The 19,317-nt window shown below is 46.9% G+C and carries 19 protein-coding genes and 1 tRNA gene; 6 read left to right on the forward strand and 14 right to left on the reverse strand.

The window, feature by feature from the left end:
- Nucleotides 1–62 precede the first annotated feature (62 nt).
- Nucleotides 63–665, forward strand: a complete 603-nt coding sequence (locus C2757_RS05190) for a YSC84-related protein (protein WP_251366713.1) — start codon at nt 63–65, stop codon at nt 663–665.
- Between the two features lie 31 nt (nt 666–696).
- Here the strand turns inward: C2757_RS05190 and C2757_RS05195 are convergent, their stop codons facing one another.
- From C2757_RS05195 to C2757_RS05220, 6 genes are all read right to left on the reverse strand, one after another.
- A complete protein-coding gene (locus tag C2757_RS05195) occupies nt 697–2,244 on the reverse strand; it encodes a 2-isopropylmalate synthase (RefSeq protein ID WP_215376947.1) in 1,548 nt (515 codons plus the stop codon).
- Nucleotides 2,245–2,470: 226 nt separating this feature from the next.
- Nucleotides 2,471–3,331, reverse strand: a complete 861-nt coding sequence (pssA, locus tag C2757_RS05200) for a CDP-diacylglycerol--serine O-phosphatidyltransferase (RefSeq protein ID WP_215373261.1) — start codon at nt 3,329–3,331, stop codon at nt 2,471–2,473.
- 26 nt (nt 3,332–3,357) lie between these two features.
- Nucleotides 3,358–4,005 (reverse strand): phosphatidylserine decarboxylase, encoded by a 648-nt coding sequence (locus C2757_RS05205; protein ID WP_215373262.1) that lies wholly within the window; start codon nt 4,003–4,005, stop codon nt 3,358–3,360.
- Between the two features lie 55 nt (nt 4,006–4,060).
- Nucleotides 4,061–5,077, reverse strand: a complete 1,017-nt coding sequence (gene ilvC / locus C2757_RS05210; RefSeq protein ID WP_215373264.1) for a ketol-acid reductoisomerase — start codon at nt 5,075–5,077, stop codon at nt 4,061–4,063.
- A 52-nt stretch (nt 5,078–5,129) separates the two neighbouring features.
- Nucleotides 5,130–5,621 carry an acetolactate synthase small subunit gene (ilvN, locus tag C2757_RS05215; protein WP_011902903.1) on the reverse strand — a complete coding sequence of 164 codons (492 nt, stop codon included), beginning with the start codon at nt 5,619–5,621 and terminating at the stop codon, nt 5,130–5,132.
- Nucleotides 5,621–7,408 carry an acetolactate synthase 3 catalytic subunit gene (locus tag C2757_RS05220; protein WP_215373266.1) on the reverse strand — a complete coding sequence of 596 codons (1,788 nt, stop codon included), beginning with the start codon at nt 7,406–7,408 and terminating at the stop codon, nt 5,621–5,623. Before C2757_RS05220 ends, ilvN begins: the two co-directional genes overlap by 1 nt.
- 192 nt (nt 7,409–7,600) lie before the next feature.
- Here C2757_RS05220 and C2757_RS05225 point away from each other — a divergent pair, with 192 nt between their 5' ends.
- The 4 genes from C2757_RS05225 to C2757_RS05240 are packed head-to-tail and all read left to right on the forward strand — an operon-like array spanning nt 7,601 to nt 9,821.
- Nucleotides 7,601–8,170 (forward strand): RNA polymerase sigma factor, encoded by a 570-nt coding sequence (locus C2757_RS05225; RefSeq protein ID WP_215373268.1) that lies wholly within the window; start codon nt 7,601–7,603, stop codon nt 8,168–8,170.
- Complete coding sequence (locus C2757_RS05230) at nt 8,167–8,628, forward strand: DUF3619 family protein (protein WP_215373269.1); 462 nt, start codon at nt 8,167–8,169, stop codon at nt 8,626–8,628. Before C2757_RS05225 ends, C2757_RS05230 begins: the two co-directional genes overlap by 4 nt.
- Before the next feature lie 15 nt (nt 8,629–8,643).
- Nucleotides 8,644–9,258, forward strand: coding sequence for a DUF3106 domain-containing protein (locus tag C2757_RS05235; protein ID WP_215373271.1), 615 nt, complete (start codon nt 8,644–8,646; stop codon nt 9,256–9,258).
- A 26-nt stretch (nt 9,259–9,284) separates the two neighbouring features.
- Complete coding sequence (locus tag C2757_RS05240; RefSeq protein ID WP_215373273.1) at nt 9,285–9,821, forward strand: RDD family protein; 537 nt, start codon at nt 9,285–9,287, stop codon at nt 9,819–9,821.
- Here the strand turns inward: C2757_RS05240 and C2757_RS05245 are convergent.
- The 6 genes from C2757_RS05245 to C2757_RS05270 form a co-directional block, all read right to left on the reverse strand.
- Complete coding sequence (locus tag C2757_RS05245; protein WP_215373274.1) at nt 9,804–12,302, reverse strand: ABC transporter permease; 2,499 nt, start codon at nt 12,300–12,302, stop codon at nt 9,804–9,806. The two genes, C2757_RS05240 and C2757_RS05245, sit on opposite strands and share 18 nt — an antisense overlap.
- A 66-nt stretch (nt 12,303–12,368) precedes the next feature.
- A complete protein-coding gene (locus tag C2757_RS05250; RefSeq protein ID WP_215373276.1) occupies nt 12,369–13,007 on the reverse strand; it encodes a membrane integrity-associated transporter subunit PqiC in 639 nt (212 codons plus the stop codon).
- Entirely contained in the window at nt 13,004–13,936 is a 933-nt protein-coding gene (locus C2757_RS05255) for an MlaD family protein (protein WP_215373278.1), read from the reverse strand. Before C2757_RS05255 ends, C2757_RS05250 begins: the two co-directional genes overlap by 4 nt.
- Nucleotides 13,933–14,709, reverse strand: a complete 777-nt coding sequence (locus tag C2757_RS05260; protein ID WP_215373280.1) for an ABC transporter ATP-binding protein — start codon at nt 14,707–14,709, stop codon at nt 13,933–13,935. The genes C2757_RS05255 and C2757_RS05260 overlap by 4 nt, the downstream gene beginning before the upstream one ends.
- Nucleotides 14,709–15,875 carry an ABC transporter permease gene (locus C2757_RS05265; RefSeq protein WP_215373282.1) on the reverse strand — a complete coding sequence of 389 codons (1,167 nt, stop codon included), beginning with the start codon at nt 15,873–15,875 and terminating at the stop codon, nt 14,709–14,711. The genes C2757_RS05260 and C2757_RS05265 overlap by 1 nt, the downstream gene beginning before the upstream one ends.
- 180 nt (nt 15,876–16,055) lie before the next feature.
- Nucleotides 16,056–16,132 (reverse strand) — tRNA-Arg (locus C2757_RS05270).
- 18 nt (nt 16,133–16,150) lie between these two features.
- Here C2757_RS05270 and greB point away from each other — a divergent pair.
- The gene (gene greB, locus C2757_RS05275; RefSeq protein ID WP_215373283.1) at nt 16,151–16,651 is read left to right on the forward strand and encodes a transcription elongation factor GreB; all 501 of its coding nucleotides are present in this window, start codon (nt 16,151–16,153) and stop codon (nt 16,649–16,651) included.
- Here the strand turns inward: greB and C2757_RS05280 are convergent.
- Nucleotides 16,648–19,056, reverse strand: a complete 2,409-nt coding sequence (locus tag C2757_RS05280) for a bifunctional (p)ppGpp synthetase/guanosine-3',5'-bis(diphosphate) 3'-pyrophosphohydrolase (protein WP_215373285.1) — start codon at nt 19,054–19,056, stop codon at nt 16,648–16,650. The genes greB and C2757_RS05280 overlap by 4 nt on opposite strands.
- 15 nt (nt 19,057–19,071) lie before the next feature.
- Nucleotides 19,072–19,275: a DNA-directed RNA polymerase subunit omega gene (gene rpoZ / locus C2757_RS05285; RefSeq protein ID WP_011902918.1), complete on the reverse strand. Its 204-nt coding sequence runs from the start codon at nt 19,273–19,275 to the stop codon at nt 19,072–19,074.
- Nucleotides 19,276–19,317 lie beyond the last annotated feature (42 nt).

Here is a 19,317-nt window from a genome sequence, read left to right on the forward strand (position 1 = left end):
TGGTATGCTCTAGCAATCCATTGTAGTCAAATAAATAAAATATCCATATAAATCAATATCTTATGAAAATCTATCCAATTCTGCGTACTTTCCTCGCCTTGGTTATATTGGGTTTAGGCTTAAATCAAGCCACATATGCCCAATTCTCAAACCCTTTTAGCTCAGACAAAACGGTTGCCCAACAAAGGCAAGACATCCTCAAAAAGAATGACGAAATTCTGCAACATCTCTACAAGATGAGGCCAAAAGTAAAAGAGCTAATTGACCAGTCACCTGGATATGCCACCTTTAGTAACTTTGGTATGAAGATTTTGATTGCAGGTGGCGGCACTGGGACTGGAGTAGTGATTAATCAACGTACTAAAAAGCCGGTATTCATGGATATGGCTGAGGTTCAAGCGGGACTTGGCTTGGGAATTAAGTCATTCCAAAATATTTTTATCTTCCAAACCGAAGCTGCGCTCAATGACTTTGTTGACTCTGGCTGGACTTTTGGTGGACAGGTCACCGCTGCAGCTAAATACGATAAAAATGGTGATGCCTTTCAAGACGCTGTTAGCGTAGCGCCTGGTGTCTTGATGTATCAGCTCACTGATGCAGGCCTTGCTGCTGAGATCACTGGCAAGGGCACTAAATACTACAAAGATTCCGAACTAAATAAGTAAGCACTCAGATGACGCGAATAGCCGCGATAGCTTATGGCGTCATCTGTGCATTGAGCTTGGCTTGACTAGGATCATGCAATTTATTTAAGGCTGATAAATAGGCCTTAGCCGATGCAGCAATGATGTCAGGATCTGTGCCAACGCCATTCACAATGCGGCCTCCTTTTGCTAAACGCACTGTCACTTCACCTTGGGACTGCGTACCAGAGGTAATCGCGTTTACGGAATAGAGCAACTGCTCTGCCCCACTTTTGGCGATCTCTTCAATAGCATTCAAGCTTGCGTCTACTGGGCCATTACCTTCTGCTTCTGAGCTGACTTCTGTATTGCCCATCCGGAAAGTGACCCGTGACTTTGGACGCTCACCTGTTTCTGAGTGCTGACTCAAAGAAATGAAGTGGTAATGCTCACCCTCTTCTGCCGCTGCAGAATCAGACATGATGGCGATGATGTCTTCATCAAAGATTTCGGCTTTTTGATCTGCCAAGGCCTTGAATCTTGCAAATGCTTCATTTAACTCCGCCTCTGCCTCAACCGTAATACCCAACTCATGTAAACGTTGCTTGAAAGCATTACGCCCAGACAATTTACCCAAGACGATTTTGTTTGTAGACCAACCTACATCTTCAGCGCGCATAATTTCATAGGTTTCGCGGTTCTTCAAAATACCATCTTGATGGATGCCGGAAGCATGGGCAAAGGCATTAGCACCAACAACAGCCTTATTCGGTTGCACCACAAAGCCGGTTATTTGAGAAACCAATTTGGATGCTGGAACTATCTGCGTAGCGTCAATTCCGCAGACCATATCAAAATAATCCTTACGGGTACGCAAGGACATCACAATCTCTTCCAAGGCAGTGTTTCCAGCTCTTTCACCTAAACCGTTAATGGTGCACTCGATTTGACGAGCCCCGCCAATCTTCACGCCGGCCAAAGAATTTGCAACAGCCATACCTAAATCATTATGACAATGAACCGACCAAATGGCTTTATCAGAATTTGGCACGCTAGTCCGCAAAGTTTTTATGAACTCACCATACAACTCAGGCGTTGCATAGCCCACAGTGTCCGGAATATTGATCGTAGTGGCACCCTCCTTGATGACAGCTTCGACTACTCTGCATAAAAAATCCATCTCCGAGCGATAGCCATCTTCTGCAGAGAACTCAATATCTTCCGCCAAATTTCTGGCAAACCGAATGGAGCGCTTAGCTTGCTCCAAAACATCCTCTGGAGACATGCGCAATTTGACAGCCATATGCAAAGGACTAGTTGCCAAGAAAGCATGAATCCGTTTTGACTTAGCTGCCTTTAAGGCATCAGAGGCACGCGTAATATCTTTTTCATTTGCTCTGGCCAAAGAACACACAATCGAATCCTTCACTGCAGCAGCCACAGCAGAGATTGCCTGAAAATCACCTTCAGAGCTTGCCGCAAAGCCGGCTTCGATGACATCAACCTTAAGGCGCTCTAATTGGCGCGCAATGCGAACCTTCTCGTCTTTGGTCATTGAGGCGCCAGGGGACTGCTCGCCATCACGCAAGGTGGTATCAAAAATGATTACTTTATCGCTCATCATTACTCTCCGGTTCTAACTACAGTCTTTACTAATATTCAACTTGAATCTAAAAACAAAAAACCCCAGCAAATTGCTGGGGCTGGTATGTGGTGGTTAATGAATTATCTAGATTTCATCAACTCAGGCCTTACCCGCCCCAAGCTTTAGGCTTAGTGCTAGTAGAAGAAGGCTGGTTAAGGAAAAGTGCATCAACATGGAATTAATATACCCGAAAATTCCAAAATTAGCTAAAACGCTTACCGCTGAGTCGTTCCCAGCCCCAAATCACATAGCCGGAGATGGAATACACCACAAATAGACCAAAAAGGGTCAACGGCGGGTTTGAGGAGATCAAAACAAAAGTGAGGATCATTAAAACCATGACGCCAAACGGTACGCGATAGCGCACATCCAATGCTTTGCCGCTATAGAAACGGGCATTGGAGACCATGGTCAAGCCAGCGTAGACGGCTATGAAAAAGGTAACCCAAGGAATTGCTGTATCTCGGACGGGAATCTTGTTATCGTCAGCCAACCATATGAATCCGGCCATCAATGCGCCTGCGGCTGGACTAGGTAAGCCCTGAAAAAACTTTTTATCAACAACACCAGTATTTACATTGAAGCGGGCAAGCCTGAGTGCTGCGCCTGCGCAATAGGTAAAAGCAGCCAACCAACCCCACTTACCTAAATCTTTGAGAGCCCACTCATATGCAACGAGTGCTGGTGCCACTCCAAAGGACACCATATCCGCCAATGAGTCATATTGCTCACCAAATGCACTTTGGGTATTGGTCATGCGTGCTACACGGCCATCCATACCATCCAATACTAGAGACGCAAAGATTGCAATTGCCGCCACCTGAAACTGATCATTCATCGCGTTAACGATGGCAAAAAAACCACTAAAAAGTGCTGCAGTCGTAAACGCATTAGGCAGCAAGTAAATGCCTTTACCACGTGGACGAGGCTTATCGTGCACCTCTTCTACTTCATAATCAACACCATCCCCTAAAGCGTCTACCCAATCACCCTCAGACTTCAAAATGCGTTTATGTGAGAGGCGACTGCGATCTATACGGCCACGACGACGAAATGTACTCAAAGCGTATCCCGGTTAATCAATACAAATCAATCTAAGCCTGGCAGACGCGCCAAAGCCGTGTTTGTAGCAAATACTTTATCACCCACAGTAACGAGAGGTTCAGCAGTAAGAGGCAAGTAGACATCAACTCGTGAACCAAAGCGAATAAAGCCATAGCGCTCTCCGGCTTTAAGACGATCGCCCACATGGATGTAGCACAAGATGCGACGGGCAATTAAACCTGCAACTTGAACTAAGGTGACGATCTGGCCGTTAGCATCGATCACTACAGCATTGCGCTCATTTTCAGTAGAGGCTTTATCCAAATCGGCATTCACAAACTTGCCTGGAAAATATTGAATCTCTTTCACAAGGCCATTGATGGCACTGCGGTTAGAGTGCACGTTGAAGACATTCATAAACACACTGATTTTGAGTGCTTCACGTTCAGCATAAGGATCATGCGCTTTTTCAACTACGACAATGCGACCATCTGCTGGAGACAACACGAGATCACGACCCAGCGCAGGAATACGCTGAGGATCGCGAAAGAACTGTAGAACAAAAAAGAAGATGATCCAGAGCGGCCAAGACCAAGCAATACCGCCCAAAAAATGGACTAGCAAAGTCAGGGCCCCCACTAGTGCCAAATACGGCCAACCTTCTTTCGCAATAATGGGGTGCGGATACATCATCTTTGTTCTGAGCCTTTTTGGTTTACTACTTTCATTGGAATGCGGAGTGATCGGCTTAGTTCTTGGTTTGATCAACCAATTTATTCTTTGCAATCCAAGGCATCATGGCACGCAATTTTGCGCCAACAACTTCGATGTCATGCTCAGCATTCAAACGACGACGAGAAATCAATGTAGGAGCACCTGCCTTATTTTCTAGGATGAAGCTCTTTGCATATTCACCAGTCTGAATGTCTTTTAAGCACTGACGCATTGCGTTCTTCGTATCTTCAGTCACAACGCGTGGGCCAGTAACGTACTCACCATACTCTGCATTGTTTGAGATTGAGTAGTTCATATTGGCAATACCGCCCTCGTAGATCAAGTCAACGATCAACTTGAGCTCATGCAAGCACTCAAAATATGCCATCTCTGGTGCATAACCTGCTTCAACCAAAGTCTCAAAACCTGCTTTGATCAACTCTACGGCACCACCACAAAGAACAGCCTGCTCACCAAACAAGTCGGTTTCAGTTTCTTCACGGAAGTTGGTTTCGATAATGCCGGCACGACCGCCGCCATTGGCAGTAGCGTAGGACAAAGCTAAGTCACGGGCAGAGCCAGATTTATCCTGGTAAACAGCGATGAGGTGTGGAACACCGCCGCCTTGAGCGTAAGTGCCACGTACAGTGTGACCTGGCGCTTTCGGAGCAATCATGATTACATCCAAATCCGCACGTGGCTGAACTTGACCATAGTGAACATTGAAGCCGTGGGCAAAAGCCAAGGCAGCGCCTTGCTTAATATTGCCATGCACTTCTTTGTTGTAAACCTCAGCGATTTGCTCGTCTGGCAACAACATCATCACGATGTCAGCATCTTTTACGGCTTCAGCAACTTCTTTAACAGCCAAACCTGCATTCGCTGCTTTGCTCCAAGAGGCACCGTCTTTACGTAAACCAACGGTAACGTTAACGCCGGAGTCTTTGAGGTTCAATGCGTGTGCGTGTCCTTGTGAACCATAACCAATGATGGTGACTTTCTTGCCCTTAATGAGGGACAAATCAGCGTCTTTATCGTAAAAAACTTTCATGCTCTTTCCTTGTGTTGAAAATGTTGTGTTGCTTTATAAATCAGTTAAAAAATTAAACCTTCAAGATACGTTCACCGCGCCCGATACCAGAACCGCCAGAACGCACGGTCTCCAGAATCGATGCACGATCAATCGAATCAATAAATGCATCCAATTTAGCGCCATCCCCAGTGAGCTCGATGGTGTAGCTTTTATCAGTGACATCAATAATGCGGCCACGGAAAATATCGGTTGTGCGCTTGAGTTCTTCGCGCTCTTTACCTACGGCACGCACCTTAATCATCATGAGTTCACGCTCAATATGCGGTCCTTCACTTAAATCAAATACCTTCACCACCTCAACGAGGCGATTTAAGTGCTTGGTGATTTGCTCAATCACATCATCGGAGCCAAAAGTCACAATGGTCATCCGTGAAAGCGATGGATCTTCAGTAGGCGCAACGCTTAAGGTGTCAATGTTGTAGCCACGAGCAGAAAACAGCCCGACCACCCGTGACAAAGCACCGGGTTCGTTCTCAATCAATACAGAAATAATGTGTCGCATTAGAGATCCTCGCTACCCAAGAGCATTTCTGTAATGCCCTTACCTGCTTGAACCATTGGCCAAACGTTTTCTTCTGGGTCGGTCTGGAAATCCATAAATACCGTACGATCTTTTAAGCGAATTGCTTCTTTGAGTGCACCCTCAACATCAGACTTTTTCTCAATGCGCATACCAACGTGACCATAGGCCTCCGCCAACTTCACAAAGTCAGGCAAAGAATCCATGTAAGAGCTGGAATAACGCTTGTTATAGGTGAGCTCTTGCCATTGACGAACCATACCGAGATAACGGTTGTTCAAAGACACGATCTTCACAGGCGTGTTGTATTGCTTACAGGTAGACAACTCCTGAATACACATCTGGATGGAGCCTTCACCAGTAATCGCGAAGACATCCTGATCGGGGAAGGCTTTCTTAATGCCCATAGCATATGGCAAACCAACGCCCATGGTGCCTAAACCACCAGAATTAATCCAACGACGAGGCTTATCGAACTTATAGAACTGCGCAGCCCACATTTGGTGTTGGCCTACGTCAGAGGTAATGAAAGCATCGCCACCGGTGAGCTCCCACAATTTCTGGACCACATACTGTGGTTTCACAATTTGCGAAGCTTCGTCGTATTTGAGGCAGTCTTTCTTGCGCCATTCATTGATCTGATCCCACCAAGCAGCAAGCTTGTCGCCATTCTTGCGTGGACCAGCTGCTTTTAATTGCGCAGTCATCTCTTGCAATACTTCTTTGAGATTGCCAACAATCGGAACATCAACCTTCACGCGCTTGGAGATAACAGAAGGATCAATATCGATGTGAATGATTTTGCGGGGATGGCTTGCAAAGTGCTCGGTATTGCCAATCACGCGGTCGTCAAAACGCGCACCAATCGCAATCAACACATCACTATGTTGCATTGTCATATTGGCTTCGTAGGTACCGTGCATACCAAGCATACCCAAAAATTGTGGGCTTGATCCTGGGAATCCACCTAAACCCATCAAGGTATTGGTTACTGGATAGCCTAAGAGATCAGCGAACTCTTTCAACTCAGGCGCTGCATCTGCCAAGATCACACCACCACCAGCATAAATATATGGGCGCTCCGCTTCTTGTAACAAAGCAACAGCCTTACGAATTTGGCCGCTATGGCCCTTCACTACTGGGTTGTAAGAGCGCATCTCCAAAGTTTCTGGATATACAAAGGGCGCCTTGGCTGCTGAGACATCCTTGGGGATATCAATCAGGACAGGACCTGGACGGCCAGTTTGTGCAATGTGAAATGCCTTTTTCAAAACGAGTGGCAAATCTCTCACATCCTTCACGAGGAAGTTGTGCTTTACCACTGGGCGAGTAATACCAACGGTATCTGCCTCTTGGAAGGCATCTTCCCCAATTGCATAGGTTGGTACGTTACCGCTGATGATCACCATCGGGATTGAATCAGTGTAAGCAGTCGCAATTCCGGTAACTGCATTGGTTACACCCGGACCTGAGGTCACTAATGCAACGCCAACCTTACCAGTTGCACGTGCATAACCATCCGCCGCATGAATTGCTGCTTGTTCATGACGAACCAGAATATGTTCGAACTTATCTTGTTTAAAAATTTCATCGTAGATAAAGAGCACTGAACCACCTGGGTAACCCCAAACGTATTCAACACCTTCTTTGTGCAATGCATGCACGAGCATTTCAGCGCCAATCATTTCTGGGGGCGCTGCTACGGGATTTGTATTTGCTGAGTCTTTATTAGCTTTAGTAGCTAAAAATTCGGCGCTGCTTGTATTCATTTTCTTTCGTCCTTTGCAATTTTCGGCAAAAAATTGTTTGGTCTGTTCTGTCTCTTGCTTGTGGCCCGAGTTCGAACGGCGCTGCTACCGGAAAAACCACTTCGTAAATGAGAATCTAGGTAGTAAGCCCTATATTCTATAGCAATCCCCTAAAATAGCCCAATTCTTACTGATTCAGGTCTAATCCATTGCATGGCATCAGCCCAAGAACTATCTGATTTTCTGAGCAGTGTTGAACAGCGGGCTTTCAAGCAAGCGGTATATGCCGTGCGTGACGACGATGCCGCGCTAGATATTGTTCAAGATGCCATGATCAAGTTAGCCGAAAAATATGGTGATCGCCCTGCTGCTGAACTTCCACTAGTTTTCACTCGAATCTTACAAAATCGGATTCACGACTATTTTCGACGTCAAAAGGTCAGAAATACTTGGGTCACCCTGTTTTCCAATATGGGTAAAAAAACTGATGAAAACGAGGATTTTGACCCCTTAGAGTCACTTTCAGCCCCAGACGACAGTGAAATTCACCAAGACGGCTCCCAAAAAATGGAGCAAAGTCAGCTTTTACAGGCTTTGGAGTCAGAAATAGCTAAATTACCTGTACGTCAACGAGAAGCCTTCCTAATGCGTTATTGGGATGAGCTAAGTATTTCTGAGACTGCCAAAGCAATGAGTTGTAGCGAAGGTAGTGTCAAAACGCATTGTTCTAGAGCAACACAAACCTTAGCTAAAGCATTGAAATTAAAAGGAATTACGCTGTGAAACACTTTGAAGAGCAACTTACTGAGATCCAGGCTGACCAATTTGGTCGGGCTAGTGCCGCCCTGCTTAGCCATGGCGCCCAAAGCCTGCCTACTGGCATCAAAGAACGCCTCCATGCTGCTCGCATGAAAGCCCTTTCCGTCAGAAAAGCAGAAAAGGTGCGCGTCCAAACCAGAATCTTGGCTGGAGCTACCGGCAATTGGGGTTCACAGTCCAGCGGTCTATGGGATGCAATGAGTTGGGTAGCACCCCTCGCCGTTTTAGTCTTCGGACTCATTGGCATTGCTCAGTGGCAAGATAACTCTCGTATTAATGACATTGCTGAAGTCGATGCAGCCTTGCTGTCTGATGATGTCCCTCCAGATGCTTATGCTGATAGTGGTTTTATGGCCTTTTTAAAACACGGTCCACTATCTGATGCTGACGACAATGCTACAGATTCCCTATCCAGCAAATAATTAGTTATTTCATCAATGCCACTTCATTTGAAGTCTCTATTCGCTAGCCTCTCTAGCGCGCTAGTCATTGCGGTCTTTTGCTGCGGCATTACCCCTGCGATGGCCCAAACTGCTGGGAGTGCTGCTCATGGTAAATCTACCGCTATTCCAGAGAAAACACCTGACGGTACTTGGGAAAGTCTCAAGCCAGCACAACAACAGATTCTGAATCCGCTCAAAGACGACTGGGACTATATGTTGCCCGACAGTCGCAAAAAGTGGACTCAAGTAGCCAACATCTACCCAAAGATGAGCGAACAAGATCAACAACGCTTGCAGTCACGCATGGCTAGTTGGTCTAACCTATCGCAAAAAGAGCGTCGGATTGCACGTGAAAATTACCTCAGTAGCCTCAAGTTCCCAGCTGAGAAAAAAGCAGAGGCGTGGAGCGCCTATCAAAAACTCAGTGACGAGCAAAAGAAAAAATTAGCTGAAGTTGAAGCTAAGAAAAAACCGAAGGCGGTCAATGCTCCGACATTACAGCAGCATGCCATCAATCCACAGACAACCCCTCCCCCGCCTGCTCCTAAACCTAGAAGCATGACGACTGAGGGAGCTCCACCAGCCTCTGATACCGGCTCGGCTTACTAAGCCTGCTTGTATTCTGGGGGAGTACCATGACACCAACTGAACTCAAGGCTTTACCAGCACCCCATTTTTGGCGACGGGTATCGTGCTCCCTCTACGAGCAATTGGTTCTACTGGGTGTGATTTCCCTTACCTTTCTACTTCCCAATCTGGGCTTAGGCATTTTGTTTGGCGTCTCGCTGCCCAGCTGGCTTACCTTCTTATATCTCTACATCGTCCTCGGGATTTATTTTGTTTGGTACTGGACTAAATCTGGCCAAACACTGGCAATGCAAACCTGGCGCATTCGAATAATTGATCTTCAGGGTCACACCTTAAATAGACCTCAAGCCCTATGGCGCTATGTCTATAGCTCCCTGTGGATGATTCCTTGTATTGGATTGCAATGGGCATTGCATTTAGAGAAATGGCAAATCATTGAGATGCTATTTACGGTTGCACTGTTCTTATGGCCGCTCACTATCTACCTAGACCGTAGAGATTCAGCACATCGTCAAGCCTTGCCAGACCGCTTTGCCGGAACCCGTTTAGTTGAGTTACCAAAGAACCTAGTAACCCTCTCGTAGGCACTCCATCGCAGTAGCAGCCTGAATCTTTTGTCCGAAGCGATACCCTGCCAATAAACAAGCAAGCACCCCAAAGGTAATGCCCAGCGCAAGGGCTTGAAAAAAAGCATGAAATTCAATTTCTAGTACAAAGTGCCCCAAAGCCCAAGCGGCAATTCCAGAGAATAATCCGGCTAAGGCACCAGCGGTAATACCAATGACGAGCAATTCAAAACAAGCGATGCTTGCTAAGGTTTGACGTGAGGCTCCTATCGCTTTTAATACAGCGGCATTTCGATAGCGGTCATCTTGAGTAGCAGCCATTGCGGAAATTAAAACCAGGACTGCTGCTGCAATCGTAAAGCTAAACAGTAAACCCAAAGCGGCAGAGAGTTTATTGAGCACATCCTGAATTTGACGCAGGGATGTAGAAACATCAACTACCGTTAGATTCGGAAAAGATTGGCTTATCTGAAAATCCAATACTGCTTGATCGGGGGTCTGATAGTAAGATGTGATCCATGACTGTGGCAAAGCATTTAGTTGAGCAGGCGGCATGATAACGAAGAAATTCACGCGCATAGAACTCCAGTCCAATTTGCGTAATGAGGTAATGGGTGCGGTGATTTGTTCCCCAGCCACTTCAAAAGTGAGCTGATCACCCATCTTGAGATTGAGGGTCTTTGCAATACCCGTTTCCATCGAAATCTGTGGACTATCTCCAGAGATCCACTGCCCCGCAGTAATACGATTACCAGGAGGTAATTGCTCGGTATAGGATAAATTGAACTCCCGATCTACCAGCCGCTTTGCATTGTCTTCTTTAAAGTCTGCAGAAGAAACTTCGCGTTTATTAATGGCGATGAGACGGCCGCGCACCATGGGGTAGAAATCAGGCTTACTAATACCAGCCGCCACCAGTGATTGAGTAATTGCGGATTTCTGTTCGTCTTGCACATTAATCATAAATCGATTGGGTGCATCGGGAGGAATATTGCCCTGCCAAGCACTCAGTAGATCCTGTCGTAAGAGCAAGATCATTAAGAGCGCCATTAACGCGATACCCAAGGCGGTAATCTGCATGACTGCAAACCCCATTCTTCTGCTTTGCGCTGTAATAGCAAAATGGATTGAGAAGCGCTGCGTCTGGATACTTGCCAAGGCGTTTAATACCAAGTATGCGCAGCTTAGAAATACCAGAATTGCTCCGCCAAAACTGAATCCAGCCCAGAGAGCCAACTTCCAATCTTGCGCAGCGATGGCTACTAATGCAGCACAGGTGCCCAGACCACAAATGCCCACCCAAAATGAAGATGCATTGATGCTATTGAATTCTTTACGGATTAAACGTATCGGTGACACTTTTACCAGGGCCATTAAAGGCGGTCCTGCAAAGCCAAGCAACAAGAATAGTGCCAAGAGTGAACTCCACAGTACTGGCCACATGGAGATACCAGGCAGGTTCGTCAAAATCAAATTGCCCAGCAATGAAGTCAATATCAACTGAACAAGGTAGCCTAGAGCCGAGCCCAATCCAGCAGAGACAATCCCCAAAAACACAATATTCAAAACTTGTTTTTGAAGAATCCATCCTGAGGTAGCGCCAAAACATTTCAGAACGGCACAGCTGTCTGCTTGCTTGATGGCATAGCGACGTGCAGATAGCGCAATCGCTACGGATGCAACCATGGCTGTTAATACCGCGATCAAGGATAGAAAGCGCTCTGCCCGCTCTAGAGTTTTACGCAATACGGGCTGGGCATTATCAAGCGCCTCAATACGTATACCTCGCAAGTTTTGCGACTCAATGGCTGCTTTTGCCCATTGTTCATAAGCAGCGATTTGATCATCTCGACCCGCGAGCAATAATCGATAGGTCGCCCGACTTCCCGGACCAAGTAATTCTGTTGCAGATAAATCGGCTAAGGACATCATCACTCGAGGCGCAAAGTTCATAAAGCCAGCACCACGATCTAACTCACGCTCTAATACGCCTGCAATCACAAATGATTTTTGACCAAGCTGCATCTGATCACCCAGCGCTGCTTGCATGCTACCCAGCATGGCTGGATCAACCCATACGGATCCACTGGGTGGGCTAGAGATTAACGGTGTTAATGGAGAGCCGTCAGCAAGACCTTGAACTTGAAGTGCTCCGCGCAAGGGATATTGAGGACTCACTGCCTTCAGAGAGGCAAGCTTGCTCTGCTGCCCTACCGTAGCCATACTGGGGAAGACTACTGTTTGCGCTATCTGCAATTGCTTGCTGTGCGCCTGCTCAATGAATGTCTCTGGAATCGGTTGATCGGCAGCGATTAATAAATCGGCCGCCAATAACTGACGGGCATCGTACTGAAATGCCCTTTGCATGCGGTCAGCCAAAAAAGAAACACTGGATAAGGCTGCGACCGAGAGCGTGACTGCAAGTAATAAGCTGATTAACTCACTAGAGCGCAGCTCTTGTCTTAAACCTCTGCAGAAGCTTGATAGTGACTGTCTCACATTACTTGAACGAGAAAAATTTGCCAACCAAATACATTGGTTGGCATCGTATGAATTACCGAGAGATTACTTTGCAGGTGCCTGACCTAAAGGCGGCGGTAAATTACCAGCATATTTATACAGCTGGGTCTCATACTCTTTCAAGATCTCAGCCAAGGCTTGTTGTTGACCCAATACCAATGCTTCAGGGGTATTGTCTTTGAGAGCAATACGCTTGGTATAGCTATTAGCACCGATCAAGGGATTATTTTTACCGCCATATTCAACGGTTAAGAAAAATTCCATACTCACAACAGCCTCGGGCTTAACGCGATAGTCGCCATAGAAATCATTGACAGTGACCTGCAAGCTGTAGAAAGGAAAGAAGGCATTGCCTTGTCCAACCGCTGCTGAAAAAATATTGGCTTTGTTGAGCCACTGTCTCTCGGCGTTGCCAATCATCTCTGATGGGATCGCTGAATACACGTTATAGAAATCTTTTTCATAACGTTGATCACCTAAGCGATACACCAAAGACTTTCCATCAAATGGAGGTGCAACACTGACAGTGCCAATTTTTAACCAGAATGGGGTACGTGCTGTTAAAGGTGCTCCGGTGCGCTCGGGCATCACCATCCAGCTAGTTGGGGTCACCGGAGCGCGGGTTGGCAATGAGCATGCCATCAAGCCTGCAGAAAGGATGCCCCAGAATAAATATTTAATCATTTAGATGCTCCTGTCTGTCCTTGGGTACCGTTCGAAGGAAGTACGATCTTGGGAGGTGGCTCACCCCAAATCAAGCTTGCAGGTGACTGGCTAGCAATCCGGGTCAGTTCGTTGAGCTGCTCGCTGGTTTGCTTGAGGTTCTCGATCGTATATTGAGTATCGCCCTGCATACTGGTAATCGTTTGACGTAATGCCACCATCGAACCCACCAACTCTCGCATCAATACATTCAACTCATCATTATCAGTAACTTTCGCAAGGCGGCCGAGAATGACATTCATATTCTGAACAGAAACCGCTAAACCTTGATTACCCTTGCCATCTCCAGCCATGATGGTATTCAGATTAACTAGGAGTTGATCAAACTTTTGAGTGGTGCTATCAAGATCCATACCATTGAGTGTGGAAATAAACTTCTGGAGGCCAGAGAGAATTTCATCCGCCTGATTGGGCATTGAGGGAATCACTGGATACTCAGACTTCCAATTGAATACCAGCGCTGGCGTGAGGTTTGCGGGAGCCACGAAATCAAACTCGACATAGTTCACGCCCGTAATACCCATGGACTTTACCCTGGCGCGCAAATTATTCGCAACAAACTCTTGGATTTGGTCTGGGCTCACCTTATCACCATAAATTTGCATCCGCACAACGACGTATTGGCGACGCTCATTGAAAGGAACATCCCTTTCATAGATATCGCCCGATAAGCCAATCAAGGTAACCTGACCAATTTTGACGCCCCTAAAGCGCACATCCGCACCCGTATCTAAACCAGTAACCGATTGCTTGATATAGGTTTCCACCATGAAGGATTTTTGAAAGATTTTTCCCCCTCCAAAAATCAATATCACAGCAATCAGTACGGCAATTGCTGCGAGCACAAAAACACCTAAGCGAAAATAATTGGGATTTGAGTTAGCGCTCATGCTACGTCCTTGCTCATAATGCGATTAAAGAATTGATGCACCCTAGGATCCGTACTGGTATCCCGTAATACCTTAGGATCGCCTTCGGCAATAATGCCTTTAGCACCCTTGTCCAACATAATGACTTTGTCAGCAATCGCGTAAATACTGGCAAGCTCATGCGACACGATCACAAAAGTAATGCCTAAATTTTTAGATAGGTCCTGGATAGTGCTATCGAGATCAGCGGAGGTAATAGGATCTAAGCCTGCAGACGGTTCATCCAGAAAGAGGATTTTGGGATCTAATGCCATTGCCCGAGCAATTGCAGCCCGCTTTTGCATACCGCCACTAATCTCGCTCGGCATGTAGGATTCATAAGGTAGCAACCCTACGAGATCCAACTTGCAACGTGCCAATAAATCCATTTGGGTTTGGGTTAAATTGGTGTACTCCTGCATAAAGAGTGTCACATTATCCAAAAGATTCATGGAGCCAAACAATGCGCCTTGTTGATACATCACACCAAAACTGGTCATGATCTTCTGACGTGCAGCACCTTGGGCTTTAGTGATGTTTTGACCTTCGATCAAGACATCACCAGACAGGGGCTGATAGAGGCCAAAGAGGTTCTTTAATAAGCTTGATTTACCGCAACCTGAGCCACCCAAGATCACAAAGATTTCTCCGTTATTCACTGAGAAATTGAGATCCTTCATCAAAATATTTGAACCATAACCCACAGTAAGGTTTTGGACTTCAATGGCGTAGGTGGAATTATTTGGCGCGTCCATTAGAAGCCAGTCTTGTAAGAAATAAAGGCGAAAATACCGTCAACCAAAACAATCATCACGATACTGCTCACTACCGCACGCGTTGCGGAGATACCCACCGCAGCTGCGCCGGTGCCTGTCTGCATACCACGCAAGCAGCCCATTGCTGAAATGACAATACCAAACAGCGTGGCTTTAATAAGACCTGAACAGACATCTTCCACAGTCACTGCGGACAACATACCGTTATAGAAATTTACAAAAGGAATCCCGTAAATCAACATGGTGAACATGGAAGCAATTACGCTTACGATGTCGGCATACAAAGTCAAAATCGGTGCCACCAAAATGCCAGCCAGCACTCTTGGCACGACCAGAAAACGGATCGGGCTTAATCCTCCGGTTACCAAAGCATCAACCTCACTATTGACTGTCATGGTGCCAATCTCTGCCGCAAAAGCCGCAGAGGATCGACCAGCAAGCAAGATGGCGGTAATCAAAGGCCCCATCTCTCGCACAATTCCCAACGCGGCCAATGGGCCCACAAAGGAAACGGCGCCAAATTGCTGCATGCCGATAGCAGCCTGGAAAGAGAGAATCACGCCAATGAGGAAAGCAACCAGTCCCACAATTGGCAAGGCTGCAATACCTGCTTGAACAGCGGCATTGACGAAATCACCCCAACGCACATCGTTTGGGTGTCGCAAAGACCAAAAAAGATCTGCTGCAAGGTGACCAGTAAATGAGACCAAGCCCCGCGTGTCATCAATTAAGTTCTGCGCTGCCATGCCAGTACTCACCACAAAACTTCTTTGAGGTTTCACTACCGGTACCGGGAACAAATTCGCAATAGGATCAAACTCTTTTAGCAGAGGTTGATAACGAGGATCTAAACCGACAATCGAAAATGTTCCACCAGCAGCTTGCTGCATTTTTTCAAGATCGATCAGAAATGCAATACCGGCACCATCAAATGAAGAGATGGCTGTGGCATCAAAAATGAGATTGTGTTGACCAGCAGTCTTTAACCACGCATCTTGTTGTTGACGAATCTGGGTCCAGACACCTGCAAGGGTGTAGACATCCACTCTGCCGGTAATGACCACTTTTGCATTTTCAGAGTTGGACTGCTCCCACTTCGCTATCGAAGTTTTTTCAGTAGAAGAGTCAGGAGTCATTGGCATCATTAAACAAGTGGCTGGTCGTGGTTTTGATACTACAGGATTGTCACGGCATAGGCCTAAAGAAACGCCCTAGAAATAGTGCCTTAAAGCTCAAATTGAGAACCTTCCGAATATAAGGGATCTGCATGAAAGGCTAAAGAAAAACGAAAAGGGCCCAGTTTTTCAACTAGGCCCAGTATGGGATGGTGCGGCTGGCAGGAATTGAACCCACGACCCCTTGGTTCGTAGCCAAGTACTCTATCCAGCTGAGCTACAGCCGCAACATCCATAATTATGCCATGGAAGAGAAAAACTACATCACCCCTGCCGGCCACGAACGCATCAAAACCGAGCTTCTACAGCTCCTAAACCTTGATCGGCCTGAGATTGTGAAGGTGGTTCACTGGGCAGCCTCCAATGGCGATCGCTCAGAAAATGGCGACTACATTTATGGAAAAAAGCGCTTGCGGGAGATTGATCGCCGTATTCGCTTTCTAAACAAGCGCCTGGAATTCGCGGTGGTTGTCGATAATTCGGCCAGAAAATCGGGTGATGCTGATGCAGAGCAAGTCTTCTTTGGGGCTACAGTGAGTTATTCAGCACTCGAAGGACCGGAAGCCGGAAAAGAAACCACCATCACGATTGTGGGGGTTGACGAGGTAGATCTAGATAAGGGCCATGTCAGTTGGGTATCACCAATTGCTAAGGCACTCATCAAGTCTCGCTTGGGTGATTGTGTCGTGATCCAAACGCCGACTGGACCTAGTGAAATTGAAATCTTAGACGTGAAGTATCTTTAATCAGTCCGAATACGGGTGACACGTAATACGTCGTGATTGGTGCGCAAGCTGCGCATCACCTTAGAGAGATGCAGACGATCGTAGACCTGAATGGTGAAGCGAATCATCACAGAATCTTCTTTGAAGCGATCTTCCATTGATACATTCATGATGTTGGAATCTGCTGCTGTGACACTGCTCGCAACGCGAGCCAGTACACCCTTCCCTTGGCGAGTATCAATTGCTAAATCGACTTCGAATTCTCGATGAACATCCCTACTCCACTCAACCTCGACCCACTTCTCGCCATCTTTTGAAAGCATGCGCAAGGCAACTGGGCAATCATTGGTGTGCACCTGTAAGCCCTCACCCTTACCCAAATAGCCAATGATGTTGTCCCCGGGAATCGGATGACAGCAGGTCTGGAAGTGAATGGAATTACCTTCGCGCCCATCCACCAAAATCGCTTGACGTTGATGGTGATGCTGATGGACTTCGGGGGGCGATACCATCCAGTCTGCCGCGCCCAGACGCATCTGCTCTGTACCGCCCTCATCATCAATCAGAATTTTGAGGCGAATCGCCAACTCTTGTGGTGAACGACGCCCTAGGGCAATATTGACGCAGGCCTCCTCGCGGGTTTTATCCCCAGTCCAGTGCATGAGTTTTTCCCAAATATCGGGGGTCAGTAAGGCTGCATCGACCCCCTGCTGGCGCAAACTATTTGCTAATAAACGCTCGCCCAATTGCAGTGATTCTGAGTAATGCTTAGTCTTTAAGGAATGGCGAATCGATGCGCGTGCTTTACCGGTGCGCACAAAAGCTAACCAACCCGGATTCGGCTGGGAGTTTGCAGAGGTTACTACTTCAATAATGTCGCCATTTTTTAGCTCACTGCGCAATGGCAATTGCAAACCATTGATCTTGACGGCAACGCAGGTATTGCCCAGGTCGCTATGAATGGAGTATGCAAAATCTAAAGCGGTAGCGCCACGCGGTAATGCCCGAATTTGACCTTTAGGTGTAAAGACATAAACCGCATCTGGGAATAAATCAATCTTGACGTGCTCTAAAAACTCTTGAGAGTCACCACTACTATCCTGAATATCAATCAAGGACTGCAGCCATTGGTGAGCACGATTTTGGACTTCGCTCATATCTGGAGAGCCATCCTTATAGGCCCAGTGCGCTGCAACCCCAGCCTCCGCTACAGCATGCATGTCCTTGGTACGAATCTGAAACTCGACCGGCACACCTGAAGGCCCCAAGAGAGTCGTATGCAAGGATTGGTAGCCGTTGAGCTTTGGAATCGCAATGTAATCCTTAAACTTGCCAGGCATCGGCTTAAAGAGCGAATGCAAAATGCCCAGCGAGCGATAGCATTCATCAATGCTATGAACTGTCACCCGAAATGCGTACACATCTAAGACTTGCGAGAAACTCACACGCTTAGTCCGCATCTTGTTATAGATGCTGTAAAGGGTCTTCTCACGGCCACGCAAATCTGCATCGAGATTGGCTTTTGCAAAGGCCATCCGTGAAGCTTGCAAAATCTTCTCAATGATCTCTTTGCGATTACCGCGCGCCCGCTTTACTGCAGTCTCAATGACCCGAAACCGCATTGGCATGGAGTAACGAAAACTCAAGTCCTGCAAGTCGCGGTAAATAATGTTCAAGCCCAGGCGGTGAGCAATTGGGGCATAGATCTCGATTGTCTCGGCAGCTACCCTACGGCGTTTCTCCATCGGCACCGCATCGAGGGTGCGCATATTGTGCGTGCGGTCTGCTAGTTTGACGAGAATGACGCGGACATCGCGCGCCATCGCCATAAACATTTTGCGAAAGCTCTCAGCTTGCGCTTCAGCATGACTTTGAAACTCGAGCTTATCGAGTTTGGTGAGACCTTCAACTAGCTCAGCAACTTTAGCGCCAAACTTCTCAACCAAGTCTGCCTTGCTACAGCCGGTATCCTCAATCACGTCATGCAATAAGGCAGCCATGATGGAAGGTGCATCTAGACGCCAGGTAGCACAGAGCTCAGCAACCGCTACTGGATGGGTAATGTAAGGCTCGCCACTATGGCGGTACTGACCTAAGTGCGCAGTATCTGAAAACTGAAACGCTTTCTTGATCTGCGTAATCTCCTCAGGCTTGAGATATGTCAGCTTAGCCAGCAAACCTTCAATCGAGACAACTTGGTGCTTTAAGGGAAGATTGGGTGCTGAGGTAGGTCCAAATAAATGACGGCTCGACTGCGCGAGTAGACTCGCCAAAATCGATTTTTTACCACTGTCTTTGCTAGATTGAATTGCTGTATCTGAAGGTGTACTTAATAGATCAGCTTGACTTGCTACTACCGGAGTCTCTTTGGACGAGACCCCGCCTACTAATTCCGATGTTTTGCGAATGCCTAAAGGGAGCTCCACACCGGAACTCCTAAATTACAAAGGTACTTTGGTCAACATGTCACGGTCGGTAACGCCAGCAGCAACTTCACGTAATGCAACAACTGTGGCTTTGTCTCTGGACTCAACACGTGGGGAGTGACCTTGAACCAATTGGCGAGCGCGATAAGTCGCAGCCAAAACCAGTTCAAAACGATTGGGGATAGTTTTAAGGCAATCTTCTACAGTAATACGGGCCATCCTGAACTCACTTAAATTTAGCTTCAATACCTATAGGATAAC

Origin of the sequence: Polynucleobacter sp. MWH-Svant-W18, assembly GCF_018687495.1 — a bacterium.
Taxonomy (GTDB): domain Bacteria; phylum Pseudomonadota; class Gammaproteobacteria; order Burkholderiales; family Burkholderiaceae; genus Polynucleobacter.

Bases quoted from the DNA above. Each gene is read 5' to 3' on its own strand.
- C2757_RS05255 (WP_215373278.1), bottom strand. From the start codon at position 13,936: ATGAGCGCTAACTCAAATCCCAATTATTTTCGCTTAGGTGTTTTTGTG.
- C2757_RS05250 (WP_215373276.1), bottom strand. From the start codon at position 13,007: ATGATTAAATATTTATTCTGGGGCATCCTTTCTGCAGGCTTGATGGCA.
- C2757_RS05260 (WP_215373280.1), bottom strand. From the start codon at position 14,709: ATGGACGCGCCAAATAATTCCACCTACGCCATTGAAGTCCAAAACCTT.
- C2757_RS05235 (WP_215373271.1), top strand. From the start codon at position 8,644: ATGCCACTTCATTTGAAGTCTCTATTCGCTAGCCTCTCTAGCGCGCTA.
- ilvN (WP_011902903.1), bottom strand. From the start codon at position 5,621: ATGCGACACATTATTTCTGTATTGATTGAGAACGAACCCGGTGCTTTG.
- C2757_RS05265 (WP_215373282.1), bottom strand. From the start codon at position 15,875: ATGATGCCAATGACTCCTGACTCTTCTACTGAAAAAACTTCGATAGCG.
- ilvC (WP_215373264.1), bottom strand. From the start codon at position 5,077: ATGAAAGTTTTTTACGATAAAGACGCTGATTTGTCCCTCATTAAGGGC.
- C2757_RS05225 (WP_215373268.1), top strand. From the start codon at position 7,601: ATGGCATCAGCCCAAGAACTATCTGATTTTCTGAGCAGTGTTGAACAG.
- C2757_RS05240 (WP_215373273.1), top strand. From the start codon at position 9,285: ATGACACCAACTGAACTCAAGGCTTTACCAGCACCCCATTTTTGGCGA.
- C2757_RS05220 (WP_215373266.1), bottom strand. From the start codon at position 7,408: ATGAATACAAGCAGCGCCGAATTTTTAGCTACTAAAGCTAATAAAGAC.
- C2757_RS05205 (WP_215373262.1), bottom strand. From the start codon at position 4,005: ATGATGTATCCGCACCCCATTATTGCGAAAGAAGGTTGGCCGTATTTG.
- C2757_RS05190 (WP_251366713.1), top strand. From the start codon at position 63: ATGAAAATCTATCCAATTCTGCGTACTTTCCTCGCCTTGGTTATATTG.
- C2757_RS05195 (WP_215376947.1), bottom strand. From the start codon at position 2,244: ATGAGCGATAAAGTAATCATTTTTGATACCACCTTGCGTGATGGCGAG.
- rpoZ (WP_011902918.1), bottom strand. From the start codon at position 19,275: ATGGCCCGTATTACTGTAGAAGATTGCCTTAAAACTATCCCCAATCGT.
- greB (WP_215373283.1), top strand. From the start codon at position 16,151: ATGGAAGAGAAAAACTACATCACCCCTGCCGGCCACGAACGCATCAAA.